This is a genomic window from Labilibaculum sp. DW002, assembly GCF_029029525.1.
Classification (GTDB): Bacteria; Bacteroidota; Bacteroidia; order Bacteroidales; family Marinifilaceae; genus Paralabilibaculum; species Paralabilibaculum antarcticum.
In genome coordinates this window covers 113024-129315 of sequence record NZ_JAKJSC010000004.1, presented here as the reverse complement: position 1 = coordinate 129315, position 16292 = coordinate 113024, and the positions used below count along the sequence as shown (strand labels likewise).

Genomic DNA, 16292 nt, shown 5'->3' with positions numbered 1-16292 from the left:
ATAAAAAAGCCGGTTCCAAATATGAAACCGGCGAAAATTAATTCTTCTATTTCAAATAATCATCGAAATAGTTGCTTACTTTTTGCTTCAAATGGATTCTATCCATTCCTCTAACATTATGCTCAGCACGTGGATATGGGAAATAATCAACCTGAACATTATTTTTTATACACTCTCTAATAAAGCTTAAGCTGTGCTGCCACAAAACGGTTTTGTCAATAGCTCCCTGGCAGATTAAAAGTTTCCCTTTTAAATCCTTTGCTTTACTAATTAGAGATGTTTTAGCATATCCTTCCGGGTTCTCTTGTGGTGTATCCATATAACGCTCACCGTACATAATTTCATACCATTTCCAATCGATTACCGGACCACCCGCAACAGCAACTTTAAATACGTCAGGGTAATTTGTTATTAATGAGATTGTCATAAATCCACCATAACTCCATCCGTGAACACCAATACGATCAGCATCAACATATGGTTGCGATTTCAAGAAATCAACGCCCTTCATTTGATCTGCCATTTCAGGTTGCCCACACTGACGGTGAATAATTGCTTCAAACTCTTTTCCACGATTTGCAGAACCTCTATTATCAAGAGTGAAAACTACGTAACCACGCTGAGCCATGTATTCTTCCCAAAGACGTGCTCCACCTAACCACTTATTAGTGACTAATTGTGCATGCGGTCCTCCATACACATATATTACAACCGGATATTTTTTAGTTGAATCGAAATTTGCCGGCTTAATCAATCGGTAATGTAAATCTGTTTTATCATCAGCAGACTTAATTGTTCCCAACGAAATTTCACCTAGATTATAATCCTGAAGCTTGTTTTCAGCGTTTACCAATTCTTCAATTACTTTTCCTTTGGTATCGGCAATAGCAACTACACGAGGTACATTTAAACTACTGTAATTGTCAATAAGGTATTTCCCATCGGCACTAAACTTCACTGAGTGATGTCCTTCCGCCATAGTTAAACGAACACGCTTACCTGATTTAACATTTAACCTATATACATGACGATCAGTAGGACTAACTTCTGTAGATTCATAAAACAAGTTTTTTTCAGTCTTATCAAAACCAAGAACTTTCGTAACCATCCAATCTCCAGAAGTTAATTTCTTGATTAACTTGCCATCAGTATTATACAGGAACATATGATTATAGCCTGCAGTATTCGATTGATAAATAAATTGATTTGGTTTTGTATTTAGAAAAATCAATTTATGCTGAGGTTCAACCCAACGCTCGTCTTTCTCTTCCAGCAAAGTTTTCACAAATTCGCCTGTCTTGGCATCATATTTATTCAACCTCATATGATTAGAGGCTCTATTCAAAACTTGAATATAAAGATACTCTCCCATTGCTCCCCAAGAAACATTAGTTAAATATTGGTCAGATCTAAAATCATCTGCCTGAACCCAAACCGTTAATTTATTTGCCAAATTGTAAATACCCAAACTTACAACTTCACTATCCATACCAGCCATGGGATACTTTTCTTCTCTCAAATCTCCTACCCGGGTATTAATATCAACCAATGGATATGAGGTTACCTTACTTTCGTCTTTACGATAAAATGCCAAAGACTTACCTTCGGGAGACCAAAAAATACCACCATCAATTCCATATTCACTTCGGCTTACAGACTGACCACTAACAATATTTTTATCAGAATCACTCGTAACAGCTACTTCTCCATTCTCATTATTTGCTATAAATAAATTATTATCAATAGTATAGGCCATTGTTGAATTCGCCGTACAAAATTCTTGATTTGTTCCAATTGAATTAATGTTCAAATTCAAGATTACCTTTTTACTCGCGATATCAATATGAAGTAACCTGCTTCTAACTTTAAATTGAATTACATTGGTATTCTCCCAAGAATAACGCGGTAATCTTTTAAGCTCATCAAGTTTTTCTTTTCTTAAAATGTCATTTAGACCAGATAAAGTAAAAATAACCTTTACTTCTTCTCCTGGCTTAGCAGCTAAAATTTCCTCTCCCTTGGTATAAGAAATAAGGTTACTTTCACCTTTCCAAGCAAGTTGGGAAACGTTTTCCGGGTAAAATTTCCCCCATTTTCCCAAAATAGCATCTTCCATACTCAATTTTTTTGATCGAGTATCAGCATCAGCAAAAAAGGCACAAATGATTAATAAATAGGTTAAAAGGAATACTCTTTTCATAGTGTTATTCATTGTTGTTAAATTTCTTTTAAAAAAATCGGTCCCCAAATGTATCCTTTTTACCATTAATACAGTAATAATGATTGAAGAAATTGGACAAATCAAACACCAATCTATTTAGAATTCAATCCAAACATAAAACGATTAACAAATTCATAAGTAATTATTACGAATAGTCTCTAAGTAGACTTCAGCTAATCTTTGAGAATTAGCATATTCTTTCTAAATTGCTTAATAAATTTTAAGTTATACAAGATGCCGAAGAAAAAAATACCAAACAGTATTAAAATTCTATTATTGATTTCAGTAGCTGCTATTGTCACATTTTTTATTTTAAGACAAGAGGATAAGACTGAACTGAATCAAACAGGAGAAGCAACAGAAGCTTCCATTATGGAAGATGTAGAAGGAGCTGCGAATATTTTTAAATACAATAATATTCTTTTTAGCCTTCCATCACCATATCAAATTTCATTGCTCCTAGAGCAATCAGGAATTCCGTATAATAAAGATATATTGCATACAACAAGAAAGGCCAGTGATTACGTTGACAATTTTAGCAAAGCTGTTAATTTTGGTATTTACGGTGCTGATTTAGGTTATATCAATATCTATGGTCAAACACAAGATGCGGCAAGTTATTTTGCGGTTTTAAAAATAATCTCGCAAGACATCGGACTGTATAATGCAATGGATAAACCTACAATTCAGCGCATTGAAGCCAATATAGAAAATAGAGATTCGCTCTTGTTAATCGTAAGTAATACTTATCGAAAAATTGATAATTATTTAAAATCAAATGATCGAGAAAATACTGGCGCACTAATTCTTGCTGGTGGATGGGTTGAATCTATTTACATTCTTACACAACAAATACAGGCCAATACTAGCAATGATTTAATGGCTAGAATTTCGGAACAAAAAAGACCTTTGGAAAATCTTATTAAACTTTTGGTTCCCTACTCTAACGAATCTAAAGATTTTTACTTTTTGGTAGATCGCTTAATCGATTTGGCTTATACATTTGATGAAATAGAAAGTAAATATACCTACATACCACCGGTAACAAATTCGAAACAAAAATTAACGGTTGTAAAAAGTAAATCAGAGTTGGTAATGAATAAGAAACAGCTTGATGCCATTACTGAAAAGGTCAGTATAATTCGTCAACACATTATCAAATAATCACAAAAACTACGAAACATGAAGCGTTACTATATTATATTCTTGTTCCTATTCATTTCTGGCTTAAGCTTTACCGCTAGTGCTCAATCGGATGTAACACTAAAAAATTGTACAAAATATCTAGAACCTAATTTCATTTCAGATGGACAGCAATACAAAGCTTTACTTTCTGGTGCCGAGGTAGCTGAATTTCATACCACTTTCTATGCTAACAATTATTATCGTATTGTAGGAGCCACTGGAAAAGAAGAGAAAAATGTAATTTTCTCAATCTACGATGAAGAAAATCACTTGTTGTTCTCAAATAAAGATCATCAAAACTCACCATATTGGGATTTTCAATTTGACCATTCGATAAACTGTACAATTGAAGCCAAATTAAATCAAAAAGAAGTAAGCTCAGGCTTTATTCTTCTTCTAATAGGCTTCAGACAATAAATACAATAAAGCACACACCTACCACTAAGTCTCACATTTTATGAGTGAAAGAATTCTTAAAGCTTTAATGCAACTTTTTGCAATCATTGCTCACCCAAAAAGTTCAGCAATTGAGAGACGAAGAATGGTATCTAAATACCTAAAGCAACAGCTTGATAATGAAACAGCTGAAGAATACATTCGACTCTACGATCAGCATTACGAAGAAAATCAAAAAAGAACCAACAGAAAAGCTAAAATAAAAAAATATACTTCTGCCAGTTCTGTCCGGGTATTACGAATTTGCACGGAGATTAACGAAGAGTTAATTATCCGTCAAAAGGTTATTGTTTTAATCCAGCTCCTCGAATTCCTAAAGTCAGAAGAAGAAATTAGCCAACAAGAATTTGCTTTCGTAGAAACTGTAGCAGATACTTTCAACTTACCTGAAGGAGGATATGAACGCTTAAAAGATTTTGTTCTCAATGATTTTGATGAAATTATCAGATCAGAACGACTTTTAACCGTTAGCAACAAATTAGATAATCATGAAATAGGTGAACATTATTGTTCAGATGGCTTAATAGGAGAAATTAAAATTCTACGTCTGAAAAGAGTAGATATGTTTGTAATGCGATTCAAAGGAATTGAAGAGCTATTCATGAACGGACAAACTCTTAGTCCAGAAAGAGTCCATCTCCTTACACAAGGGTCATCTATTAGAAACCCTAAAATTGCACCTATCTATTTTAGTGATATTGCAACCACCTTTCATAGGGACGAAAAGCAGAAAAGAGTCGTTTTTGAAACCAAAAATATTGAATATCGATTTAAGGAGGACAATATCGGTGTCCATGATCTTTCTTTCAAGGAAGAATCAGGAAAAATGGTTGGAATTATTGGGTCGAGTGGTGCTGGAAAAACAACTCTGCTTAATGTTTTAAATGGTTCAGCAGATCCAAGTGAAGGAAGTGTAGAAATTAACGGATATAATATTGTTACCGATAAATCTAAACTTGATGGTGTTGTTGGTCATGTGTCACAGGATGATCTTTTAATTGAATCACTTACCGTTTTTGAAAACCTTTATTTCAACGCCAAACTTTGCTTTGACAAATACAGTAGCTTTCAATTAATTAGAATCGTATTAAACCTTCTTAAGGATTTAGGTTTGTATGATGCGCGAAACCTTAAGGTTGGTAATCCTTTAGATAAAAAAATTAGTGGTGGTCAAAGAAAGCGCTTAAACATAGCTTTAGAATTAATTCGTGAACCATCTGTACTTTTCTTAGATGAACCTACCTCTGGTCTATCTTCTAGAGATTCTGCTAAGATCATGGATTTACTTAAAAACCTTGCGCTTAAAGGAAAACTTATATTTGTAGTCATTCATCAACCATCGTCGGATATATTTAAAATGTTCGATAGATTATTAATACTTGACACAGGTGGTTATCTAATTTTTAATGGTAACCCTCTTGATGCAATTACCTATTTTAAATCACAAACAATGCGTGCCAATCGCACAGAGAGCGAATGTTCCTCTTGCGGTACAGTAGATGCAGATCAAATTTTTAACATCGTTGAATCAGAAGTTCTTGATGAATACGGTAATCCAACTCAAGTAAGAAAAGTATCTCCTGTAGAATGGTACAATAAACACCAAGAATATTCTTGTATTGGCAAATCGATTGAGGATACAGATGAACTTCCACCTGTTACTTTTAAGATTCCAAATATTTTCACTCAGTTTCGTGTTTTTGTAAAGCGAGATGTTATTTCAAAACTGGCTAACCGTCAGTATTTGTTTATCAATTTATTTGAAACACCTTTATTAGCATTTCTCTTAAGCTACATTATTAAATTTTACAATATTGATGCTGGAAATGACCTAGGATACACCTTTAGCAACAATAGTAACTTACCGGTTTATTTATTCATGTCGGTTATTGTTGCACTTTTTATAGGCTTAACACTCAGTGCTGAGGAAATCATTCAAGATCGAAAAATTCTAAAGAGAGAACGATTCCTAAACCTTAGTAAATTAAGTTACTTATTTTCAAAAATTGTAATTCTATTTTCCATCTCTGCTTTTCAAGCCTTTCTTTTCACCTTAATTGGGAATAGTATTCTTGAAATTAAAGGAATGTTTTTTGAATATTGGCTAGCTCTTTTTAGCGCATGGTGTTTTGCAAACATGCTAGGATTAATTATTTCGGATAGTTTTAAGACAGTTATTACTATTTATATTCTTATCCCATTTATTCTTATACCGCAAATTATTTTAAGCGGTGTAATTGTAAAATTCGACAAGTTAAACCCGGCCATTTCTGACCCTAATTCCATCCCATGGTTTGGAGAGATAATTACGGCACGTTGGGCTTACGAAGCATTAGCTGTGAAACAATTTAAGGACAATGATTTTGCTGCCAATTTTTACATTTACGAAAAGTTAATGAGTAAGGCCGATTATCGGAAAAATTATTGGTTGCCTGTTCTTAAAAACAAGCTAAATACAAGTGAGCGTTATTTATCTAAGCCTGAAAAACAAAAAGAATTAAGTGAAAATTTACTTGTTCTTCAAAATGAACTATCAATAGAAGATCTTGAAAACATCTCAATTCCTTTCAATAAATTAAATGAGTTAACTCCTGACAAACTAAATTTAGATGTCATAAAAGTCACTCGTGACTATTTTAAGAAGCTTAATCGTTACTATATCAACTTATATAATGTTGCAAATCGTAAGAAGGATGAAAAACTAACCGAAATGCAAAAGCAGTTTCTTGATAAGCAATCATTTGTTGAGATAAAAAAATCTTATTCGAATGAAGGATTAAAAGAATTTGTAAGGAATAGTAATGATATTGAACGAATTATAGAATACAAAGGAAAATTATTTCAAAAAATAGATCCGATCTATAGAAATCCAGACGGAAAATTCATAAAAGCACATTTTTATGCGCCTCAAAAAAGATTCTTCGGAAATTATTACGATACTTATTGGGTAAATATTTGTGTAATTTGGTTTTCGACATTCACCCTGTATCTAGCTCTATATTTTAGTTTACTCAAGAAACTATTGAGCGGATTTGAACGAAAGCTTAATCGAAAAAAATATGAACGTTAATTTATAACAATAAAAAAACCACAAGCAATGCTTGTGGTTTTCTTTTATAATATAAGGATTTTACTCCTCCTCTTCAATCATTGTAAATGGAATTTTAATTATCGATTGATAATCTTCTCCTGCTTCTAACATATCTTCATCGTCTGCCTCGTAATACCAATTAATACCTACCTTTTGACCTCTTTTAAAAATAACTTCTAATTTTTTAAAAACATCAAGTAAACATTTAGAAGAACTGGTATTAAAATATTCCAATTTAATATTTACTGTAGTAGCTTCTTTTGGTTCTACAATATAGAAATCAAGCCATTCCATAACAGGCTTATAAAAATCTAATGAATTTTCGGGAATTGATCGCCCAGAAATTAAAAACGAACCTTCATTTCCATCAAAATTTATGTTTGGTGTTTTAGGGCTACCTTCTATAATAAGTGAATTCATGGAAGTTTGTATTTTTTGTTTTTTAAATAATTACGTCAATAGCAAGAAACAGATAATTCGGATTGTAGTCGTAAAACTGATATTCCATATTGTTACCACTTTTTCTGGCAATATCAACCATTCCTAATCCTCCTCCTCCTTTTTCAGAGAATTCTTCATTCCCCAAAATAATTCGGTATAAACTCTGCGTTTCTGTCGAAGATAATGTATTAATCTGATCAATTCGATCACGAATTAATCTTAAGCCATCAATTTTAATAAAATTACCAGCACAAATTCGATATTGTGTGCCTTCATCTCGAAGAATTAAGACTCCAAATTTTTTATAGGAAACATCAAAATCAGAAGGAACTTCACCATGATGATACAGGTTCTGAACCAATTCTACTAAAATGTTAAAAATCTTTCTAAAAACTTTTGGAGACTCATCTTTCGCTTTTAAAATCTGCTCAATGCACATTAAAATTTCAGTAACATTCTCGTCTTCAATTTTCCCCATATAGTCGAAAATAGAATCTTCATCTATCTTCTCTGAATACCACTGGTCTAAATTAAAGTTCATAAATAATATAATTATTGTTACTTGCTAGACAAATATAATAAAATATCCCTGAGCTTAAGCAGATATAGAATCAAAATTCAACAGATTATTCTGTTTTATACTTATCGCTTTTTTTCCCTTCAAACATAGAGTATTTTTGGAACTTACACTCCAACGGACCATTGAATAAAGTTACTTTTCTAGATGGACGAAGTCCAACACTATCAAAACACTCCTTACCATAACTTAATATCCATGCATCATACCCGGTAAACTGGTGTTTCAATCTTTCACCAATCATAGAATAAAGTCCTTCTAAATCCTTAACTTTCAGACGTTCACCGTAAGGAGGATTCGTAATTAGAATTCCTTTTTCAACTGGAGGAACAAATTGTTGGAAAGGCATCACTTTAAGCTTTATTTTTCTTCTTAAACCTGCATTACGAATATTCTCTTCAGCTATTTCCATTGCTTTATCAGAGATATCACAACCTATGATATTACCATCGTAATCAACTTCAGTTTCTTCATTGTAAATCTCATCCCAAAGATCCTGATCAAAGTCACTCCATTTCTGGAAACCAAACTCTGTACGGTACAAACCGGCAGGTATGTTATAAGCGATTAGGGCAGCCTCAATTAACAAAGTTCCGGAACCACACATTGGGTCAATAAAATTACTTTTCTTATCCCACTCAGACATAAGAATCATACCTGCAGCCATAACTTCATTAAGAGGTGCAGCAGTTTCTGCTACACGATATCCTCTTTTGTGAAGAGATTCTCCGGAACTGTCCAGTGATACTGTGCATGTATTCTTGTCAATATGCACATTGATTCTTAAACTAGGATTTACGACACGAACAGAAGGACGTTCGCCAGTTTTCTCATAAAACTGATCGACAATAGCATCTTTTACTCTGTAAGTAACAAACTTAGAGTGTTTAAAATCTTCAGAGCTAATCGTACTATCAATCGAAATAGTATCTTTTAGATTCAAATATTCACTCCAGTCGATATCCTGAATACCTTTGTATAATTCATCGGTATCAAGAGCTGTAAACTTGTGAATCGGTTTGATAACACGAGTTGCAGTTCTTAGGTGTAGGTTTGTTTTATATAACAAAGCTTTGTCTCCTACAAAACTCACCGCACGCTTTAATATTTTAATTTCTTCAGCTCCTAAATTCTCTAATTCCTGAACTAATACTTCCTCTAAACCATGGAAGGTTTTCGCTATCAACCTAAACTTTTCCGAATCTGTTTTCAAAACGATCTTTTTTTTAATGTCTTAATATTTCAAATAACCGGTCACAAGAAAAGTCCTGTGCATATCAAAAAGCAATATTTTTGATCCGTATTCTGGCTACAAAATTAATCTTTAGCACTTAAAAACATAGGCTTTTAAGAATATATTAATAAAAAAGCCGGAAGTTTAAGTTCCGGCTCCATTTATATGTTTATTCGTTTGCGAGTTCTTTTTGATAAACTTCCTTATTTTTCAGTACTTCCACAGCCTTTTTTATAAAATCATTATCCTTATTTACAATCTTATAATACTCTGAACTTTTCCATAAATCTCTAGCAAGAAGAGCCTTAACATGAAGTTTTAAATCATCAACAACAGCATTGTAATCTTCTTCAGTTTTCTCAATCCCTTCTTTTTCTCCCATTTCAACAATTGTAGTAAGCATCTCTTCACTTACTTCAAACTTTTTCGCAAAATCTTCAAATGCTGGGTACTTTTTTCTCAGTTTAGGCAAATTTTCATCCATATAATTAACCACAAACGGATAAACTACATTTTTTCGAACCAATAAATTAAAATATTTGAAATTTGCCGTTGTATCAATTGGCACAAAAATATCTGGCATAATACCACCTCCACCATACACAACTCTATTTTTCACCAAGGTATTGTATTTTAAAGAATCGGCAAATTGAATACTATCCGCACTAATCATCTCTCCCGATTGATACCTTTTCAAAATATCAAGGTGATAATTCTCCAATCCTTTTTCATATGTTTTTTGAATACATCTTCCCGTTGGGGTGTAATAATGTGCGGTAGTTAAACGAATCATTGAACCATCCGACAAAGGAAATTGACGTTGAACCAGTCCTTTTCCAAATGATCTTCTTCCAAGAATCACGCCTCGATCCCAATCTTGAATAGCTCCAGATACAATTTCCGAAGCAGAAGCAGAACCTTCATCTATAAGAACAACCACTTTCCCTTCTTTAAATATCCCTTTTGTTGTTGAAACACTTTCCCTTCTTGGAGTAGTTAATCCTTTGGTATAAACAATTAGTTGCTCTGATTCAAACAATTGATCTACAATCTCAATAGCTGCTTGCATGTATCCACCACCATTACCTCTTAAGTCAATGATCATATCTTGCATATTCTCGCCTTTAAGCTTAATTAAAGCCTCCAAAAACTCTTCAGACGTTGTAGCTGCAAATCGATTCAACTTGATGTAACCAATCTTATTGTCTATCATATAAGCCGCATCCAAACTATGAATTGGAATTTTATCTCGCGTAATCACAAAATCAATTAAATCTTTTTCTCTTTTACGCTTTACAATTAGCTCAACAATAGTTCCTTTATCACCACGTAATTTCTTACGAACATCGTTATTTTTCAATCCTATCGCCGCAACGTTCTCGTCATCGATCTTTAAAATACGATCACCAGCCCGAAGACCAACCTTTTCTGAAGGACCTCCTGGAATGGTAGCAACCACCATAAGAGTATCTCTTAAAATATTGAATTGAATACCTATTCCACTAAAGCTTCCTTGTAAAGGCTCATTCATTTCCTTTATTTCATCCTTACTGATATATATCGAATGAGGGTCTAATTCTGCCAACACTTTTACAACTGCATCTTCAGTTAAACGCTCTAGGCTAACCGTATCAACATAAAAAGCATCAATTAACGCCAAAAGATTTTGATACTTTATAGCTTGATTCTTTACAGATTGAGCTTGAAGACTCCCGACATGCGTAAACAATACAACTAAACAGACAGAAACTACGTTCCTCAAAAATATTTTTTTACTACTCATATAAATTATGCTTTTTAATAAATTTTACGCAAATTGACTTTACATTTCAGAAGTCCACGAAAGATACAATTTTTATAAGAATTACAGGCATTGAAAACTACAAACATGAAACATAACCCTCAGATCCTTTTAGTTGGTTTTCATAACTTGTTGAGCATTGAATCTTTGCCTCAAATTTCTTTTGTAAAATGTACTACAGGACAGGAAGCCATTGAACTTATCAGCTCCAATCAATTTGATTTAATAATTTCTAAATTTCAAATTAAGGATCAAAATGCGATCAAATTAAATCAAGTTGCTGAATCTCTAAGAACTTACTATACAAATAGCGATCCAAAAAAATTCAAATTACTAGTTGTAACTTCAAATTCAGATGAAGATAAAGCTTGTAAAGAGAACAATTTATTATATTTCCCAGAAACTCTTGACTTAAAATTATTAGTTCTTAAATTAATTGCACTTCCCAAAGAACCACGAAAAACAATCGAAAAAGAACCTACTATTATTGATTTTAAGGAACTATTTATTCGCGTAGACAATAATCGTGAATTTATTCAAACTGTAATTGAAAAATTCTTTGAAATAAAAGACTCTCGTATCGATGACATTAAAACACCTTTATTAGAAAAAGATTACAAACGAGCAAAAGACGCCGCACATAAGTTAAAAGGAGTACTTGCAAATTTCTCGATGATGGAAGCAAGAATAACAATTGTAGAATTAGAAAATCTGATTTTAGAAAACAATCAGGATTTAGCAATTCAAAAATTGGAGCAATTAGTGCAGGATATAAAAACAGCCGAAGCGTTTTACCGAAATAATCTGGATCAATTTAAAAACTAAAAATAGTTATTCATTTATAACAAAGGCCATTTCCTCAACAGAAGAAATGGCCTTATTTGATTTCGTGTGTAAAAACAAACGAATTATTCCCACTCAATAGTTGCCGGTGGTTTCGAACTGATGTCATACACCACCCGATTAACACCTTTAACACCATTGATAATTTTATTTGAAATCTTTGCAAGGAATTCATAAGGTAAATGCGACCAGTCAGCTGTCATACCATCAGTAGAACTAACTGCACGAAGGGCAACAACTCTTTCATAAGTTCTTTCATCACCCATAACACCTACCGACTGAACCGGCAATAACATTGCTCCTGCTTGCCAAACTTCGTCATAAAGTCCATCTTCAATCAAACCTGAAATGTAGATATGATCAACTTCTTGAAGGATACGAACTTTCTCGTGTGTAATATCACCCAGAATACGGATTCCTAATCCTGGTCCTGGGAAAGGATGACGAGCAATAAACTTTTCCTCAAGTCCCATACTACGACCTACACGACGAACCTCATCCTTAAATAATAGCTTAAGAGGTTCAACTACCTTAAGTTTCATATAATCTGGCAATCCACCAACATTGTGGTGAGATTTAATAGTCTGTGAAGGACCTCCAGTTACTGATACAGATTCGATAACATCAGGATAAATTGTACCTTGAGCTAACCATTTTGCATTCTCTATTTTATGAGATTCTTCATCGAAAACTTCGACAAAAGCGTTCCCGATAATCTTACGCTTCCCTTCAGGGTCAGTTACTCCAGCCATAGCTGAAATAAATTTATCTCCGGCATCAACTCCAGTTACATTTAAACCTAAAGTTTCATATTTTTTCATCACGTCAGCAAACTCATTCTTACGAAGAAGTCCGTTATCAACAAAAATACAATATAGGTTTTTACCAATTGCTTTATGCAATAACATTGCAGCAACGGTAGAATCAACACCTCCCGAAAGAGCTAAAATAACACTCTCATCACCAAGTTGTTCTTTTAATTCAGCCACTGTGGTTTCAACAAAGGCATCAGGTGTCCAACTTTGTGCGCAACCACAAATTCCAACAATAAAGTTCTTCAACAAAATTGCACCTTCAGTACTATGGTACACCTCCGGATGGAATTGGATACCGTATGATGTTTCACCTTCGATTGCAAAAGCCGCATTCTCAACATCAGCTGTACTGGCAATTACTTTATAATTTTCAGGCATGCGCTCGATGGTGTCACCATGTGACATCCACACTTGTGAATTCATGCTAATACCTTCTAACAAATCATTAGTTGCATCAACAGAAGTCAAGTTAGCACGACCATATTCTCTTTTGTTTGATGCCATAACTTCTCCACCAAAACAGTGAGCCAAATGCTGAGCACCATAACAAACACCAAGAAGTGGTAATTTGCCTTTAATTTCTGATAAATCTGGAATTGGAGCATTTTCTTCGCGAACCGAGAATGGACTTCCCGAAAGAATCACACCTTTAATACTATCGTCCAATTTAGGAGGATTATTATAAGGGTGAATTTCGCAATAAACATTTAATTCGCGAACACGTCTAGCGATAAGCTGAGTGTACTGCGAGCCAAAGTCAAGAATTAAAATCTTTTCTTGCATATAATCTATAATTGAGGTTGTTCAGTAATTCGTTTTTACAATTCAATTTTCTCAAACATTGCTGATACCCTCCTGATAATCATCCAGAAACAAACTCCAAACAAATTATCGATGAAAGAATCGAGGCAATACTATTTGGCGTACAAAGATATACAAATTTATTTCTCGTAAACCACAAAATTCAAATAGGAAAACACTAATATTAAAAAACCCTCTGTTTTAAAAACAGAGGGTTAAATTTACTTAAACTTCTTTAATAATTTCTTTACAGCATCTTTATGAACTGTAACGCCCATCATCTTAAGCTTCACGTAATCTTCGTGAAAGAAATAGTATCCAAATTCTGCTGAATTCTCGTCAATATTACGTGATCCGGAACTAGAATCTTTGATTAAATACCAATCTTTACCATTCTTATCAACATAGTATCCAATCAAGTGCATACCATGGTCATCAGTTGTTGTTCCATTAGAAAAACGGAACTGACGAGCATCTTCAGTAATATACTCAGATGGAATATCGAATGAAGGAATCATCGCACAGTTTGTTGTACGTAAAAAACCAGCTTCAGAAACATCACCACCAATACTCATAGTATAACCTTCGCGTACAGCTGCTTTAATCGCTTTCATATAAACATCAAGAGGTACATTATAATATTCTTTCGAATGCCACCAGTTATCAGGAACCTTATACTCTACTTGCTCCCAGTATGGTTCTTGTTTATATGACAATAACTCGATATAATCATCTGGATTCAACTTCAGGTAATTCTTTAAATAGGTTTGAGGTGTATATTCCTTACCTTCAACGGTAAATTTAGTTGGAGGCACACCAATATAATGATTCATGATTGACTTAATAGTCGCAATTGCCTCATCTTCGTTCCATGCATTGCTCTTCTTTAAGAATTTCAAATAAGCCAACATTTCATTATACATTTTCTCATGTGTATGAAACTTACGACCATCTTTCAATCCCGTGTATTCTGACTGAGGAATAACACCATACTGCTTCCACATACGAGCTACAGCATTCCCTTCCGATCCTTGTCCAAACTCAGAATCTCCTCTTTCTTTTACAAAACGACGTGCTTTTTCAACATACTCCCAGTATACAGTGTATAATTCAGAAATATCTACCTTTTTCCTATGAAGACGATACACCTCTGACTCATAAAATGATGTTGTAGAAAAACACCAACAGGTACCTGTATTTCCTTGAGATATGGTGTTTTGTGCCCATTCTGTATTATCCTTATACATCGAAACCTTATTTGGCAATTCGTAGGAGCTTTGGTCCATAAAGAACTTCTTATCCATATCCTTGCTTTCCAATTTCTCATTTACCATTCTGATATCCTTAAGAATGGAGTTCTGGTAATAGCCAGGCTCATATTCTTTAAAAGTTGATTTGTCTTTTTTCTGCTGAGCAAAACCAGAAGCACAAAGTGCAACTGCCACAGCTGATAATAAAATTCTTTTCATTTGTGTTAGTAATTTAAGATTATGAATTGCTAAAGTAAAAAAAAACTTGATTCAAGCTTCTTAATCCCGATCAAGTTCTACTGAAAACTTTTTCCCATCTTCCGCTAACATTGTTTTTGGAAATATTTCACTTGCCTCATTTAAATGCCCTTTAAGATCCTTAAAGCGAGCAGAGAAATGACCAATTAGTAATTGCCCTACCTTTGCTTCTAAAGCGATCTTAGCAGCTTGCTCGGCTGTCGAGTGATAGGTTTTCTTAGCTCTTTTTTCTTCTGACTTTAAAAATGTTGCTTCGTGGTACAACAAGTCAACACCTTTTATAATAGGTACAATTCTGGGGAAATAAGCAGTATCTGTACAAAAGGCATAGCTTCTTGATTTTGGCGGATCCATGGTCAACTTTGCATTTGCGATCACTTCTCCATCTTCAAGAACAAAATCTTCACCCATTTTTATACCATTCCTATTTTTAATTGGAACATTATAAAATGCGAGCATATCTGCCTTTAAGGTACGTGGTCTATCCTTTTCTTTAAACAAAAAGCCGGCACAGGGCATCACACCATGTTTTAATGGGAAAGATTGAACTGTTAGAGTTTCATCTTCAAAAAGTGTTTGAATCTCCTTTCCAAATATATTATGGAAGATAAGAGTATACTCCACTTTACTTTCTAATAGTTCCAGCTGGAAACGAATTAACTTTTCCAATTTGCTATGCCCGTATATGTGAAGTTCATTTTTTCGCCCTTGCAATGAGAAAGTAGAAAGCAGACCAATTAAACCAAAAATATGGTCGCCATGCATGTGCGAAATAAAGATGTGATTGATTCGGCTCATAGGAATCTTGAACCGTTTCAATTGAATTTGTGTGCCTTCACCACAATCAATTAAAAAAAACCGCTCAAGTACATTGAGCACTTGAGCGGTTGGGAATCTTTTTGAGGTTGGTAATGCAGAATTACTACCTAAGATTGTTAATTCAAATTTCACAAACTATTTGTTTAATTCAATTTGATTTTTCATAGTAGATACAGCATCGTCCATATTGTAAGCAATATTTAGGACTGAATCTAACTGTGAAATAGAGACTAATCTTTCAACTGCAGGTTGTAAGCCATAAAGAACAAAAGTTCCGTTGGCATTCTTACATAACCTATTGGCAACAAGAATGGCACTTAAGCCAGATGAATCACAGTAACTACAAGCATCTAAATTCAAAAGAATATTCTTCTCTCCTTCTGAGAAAATCAAAACTAACTTCGATTTCAGTTCAGGAGCAATATGAGTATCCAGTCTTTCATTAAGAACCTGAACTAAGGTGTATCCGTCTTTTTTGTCAATCTTAAAGTCCATATATA

At 33.7% G+C, this 16292-nt stretch carries 13 protein-coding genes; 4 read left to right on the top strand and 9 right to left on the bottom strand.

Going from position 1 to position 16292, the window contains the following annotated elements; all coding sequences use genetic code 11:
* Positions 1-46 precede the first annotated feature (46 nt).
* Complete coding sequence (locus tag L3049_RS15900; protein ID WP_275110805.1) at positions 47-2200, bottom strand: S9 family peptidase; 2154 nt, start codon at positions 2198-2200, stop codon at positions 47-49.
* A 255-nt stretch (positions 2201-2455) separates the two neighbouring features.
* On the opposite strand from L3049_RS15900, the gene L3049_RS15895 reads away from it, so the two are divergent.
* Genes L3049_RS15895 through L3049_RS15885 form a run of 3 tightly spaced genes read left to right on the top strand, consistent with a single transcriptional unit; the run spans position 2456 to position 6932 of the window.
* Complete coding sequence (locus L3049_RS15895; protein WP_275110804.1) at positions 2456-3385, top strand: hypothetical protein; 930 nt, start codon at positions 2456-2458, stop codon at positions 3383-3385.
* Positions 3386-3403: 18 nt separating this feature from the next.
* The gene (locus tag L3049_RS15890; protein ID WP_275110803.1) at positions 3404-3823 is read left to right on the top strand and encodes a hypothetical protein; all 420 of its coding nucleotides are present in this window, start codon (positions 3404-3406) and stop codon (positions 3821-3823) included.
* Positions 3824-3863: 40 nt separating this feature from the next.
* Positions 3864-6932 carry an ATP-binding cassette domain-containing protein gene (locus L3049_RS15885; RefSeq protein ID WP_275110802.1) on the top strand — a complete coding sequence of 1023 codons (3069 nt, stop codon included), beginning with the start codon at positions 3864-3866 and terminating at the stop codon, positions 6930-6932.
* Between the two features lie 60 nt (positions 6933-6992).
* Here the strand turns inward: L3049_RS15885 and L3049_RS15880 are convergent, their stop codons facing one another.
* From L3049_RS15880 to L3049_RS15865, 4 genes are all read right to left on the bottom strand, one after another.
* The gene (locus L3049_RS15880) at positions 6993-7373 is read right to left on the bottom strand and encodes a DUF1987 domain-containing protein (RefSeq protein ID WP_275110801.1); all 381 of its coding nucleotides are present in this window, start codon (positions 7371-7373) and stop codon (positions 6993-6995) included.
* A 22-nt stretch (positions 7374-7395) separates the two neighbouring features.
* Positions 7396-7935: a SiaB family protein kinase gene (locus L3049_RS15875; protein WP_275110800.1), complete on the bottom strand. Its 540-nt coding sequence runs from the start codon at positions 7933-7935 to the stop codon at positions 7396-7398.
* Between the two features lie 85 nt (positions 7936-8020).
* A complete protein-coding gene (locus L3049_RS15870; protein ID WP_275110799.1) occupies positions 8021-9184 on the bottom strand; it encodes a THUMP domain-containing class I SAM-dependent RNA methyltransferase in 1164 nt (387 codons plus the stop codon).
* 190 nt (positions 9185-9374) lie between these two features.
* Positions 9375-10988, bottom strand: a complete 1614-nt coding sequence (locus L3049_RS15865) for a S41 family peptidase (protein ID WP_275110798.1) — start codon at positions 10986-10988, stop codon at positions 9375-9377.
* A 105-nt stretch (positions 10989-11093) separates the two neighbouring features.
* On the opposite strand from L3049_RS15865, the gene L3049_RS15860 reads away from it, so the two are divergent.
* The gene (locus L3049_RS15860) at positions 11094-11831 is read left to right on the top strand and encodes a response regulator (protein WP_275110797.1); all 738 of its coding nucleotides are present in this window, start codon (positions 11094-11096) and stop codon (positions 11829-11831) included.
* A gap of 83 nt (positions 11832-11914) precedes the next feature.
* Here L3049_RS15860 and guaA read toward each other — a convergent pair whose 3' ends face one another.
* From guaA to L3049_RS15840, 4 genes are all read right to left on the bottom strand, one after another.
* Positions 11915-13447: a glutamine-hydrolyzing GMP synthase gene (gene guaA, locus L3049_RS15855; protein WP_275110796.1), complete on the bottom strand. Its 1533-nt coding sequence runs from the start codon at positions 13445-13447 to the stop codon at positions 11915-11917.
* A 239-nt stretch (positions 13448-13686) separates the two neighbouring features.
* Complete coding sequence (locus L3049_RS15850; RefSeq protein WP_275110795.1) at positions 13687-14934, bottom strand: C1 family peptidase; 1248 nt, start codon at positions 14932-14934, stop codon at positions 13687-13689.
* A 60-nt stretch (positions 14935-14994) separates the two neighbouring features.
* Positions 14995-15924: a ribonuclease Z gene (locus tag L3049_RS15845; protein WP_275110794.1), complete on the bottom strand. Its 930-nt coding sequence runs from the start codon at positions 15922-15924 to the stop codon at positions 14995-14997.
* Positions 15925-15927: 3 nt separating this feature from the next.
* A complete protein-coding gene (locus L3049_RS15840; RefSeq protein ID WP_275110793.1) occupies positions 15928-16287 on the bottom strand; it encodes an STAS domain-containing protein in 360 nt (119 codons plus the stop codon).
* Positions 16288-16292: the final 5 nt, after the last annotated feature.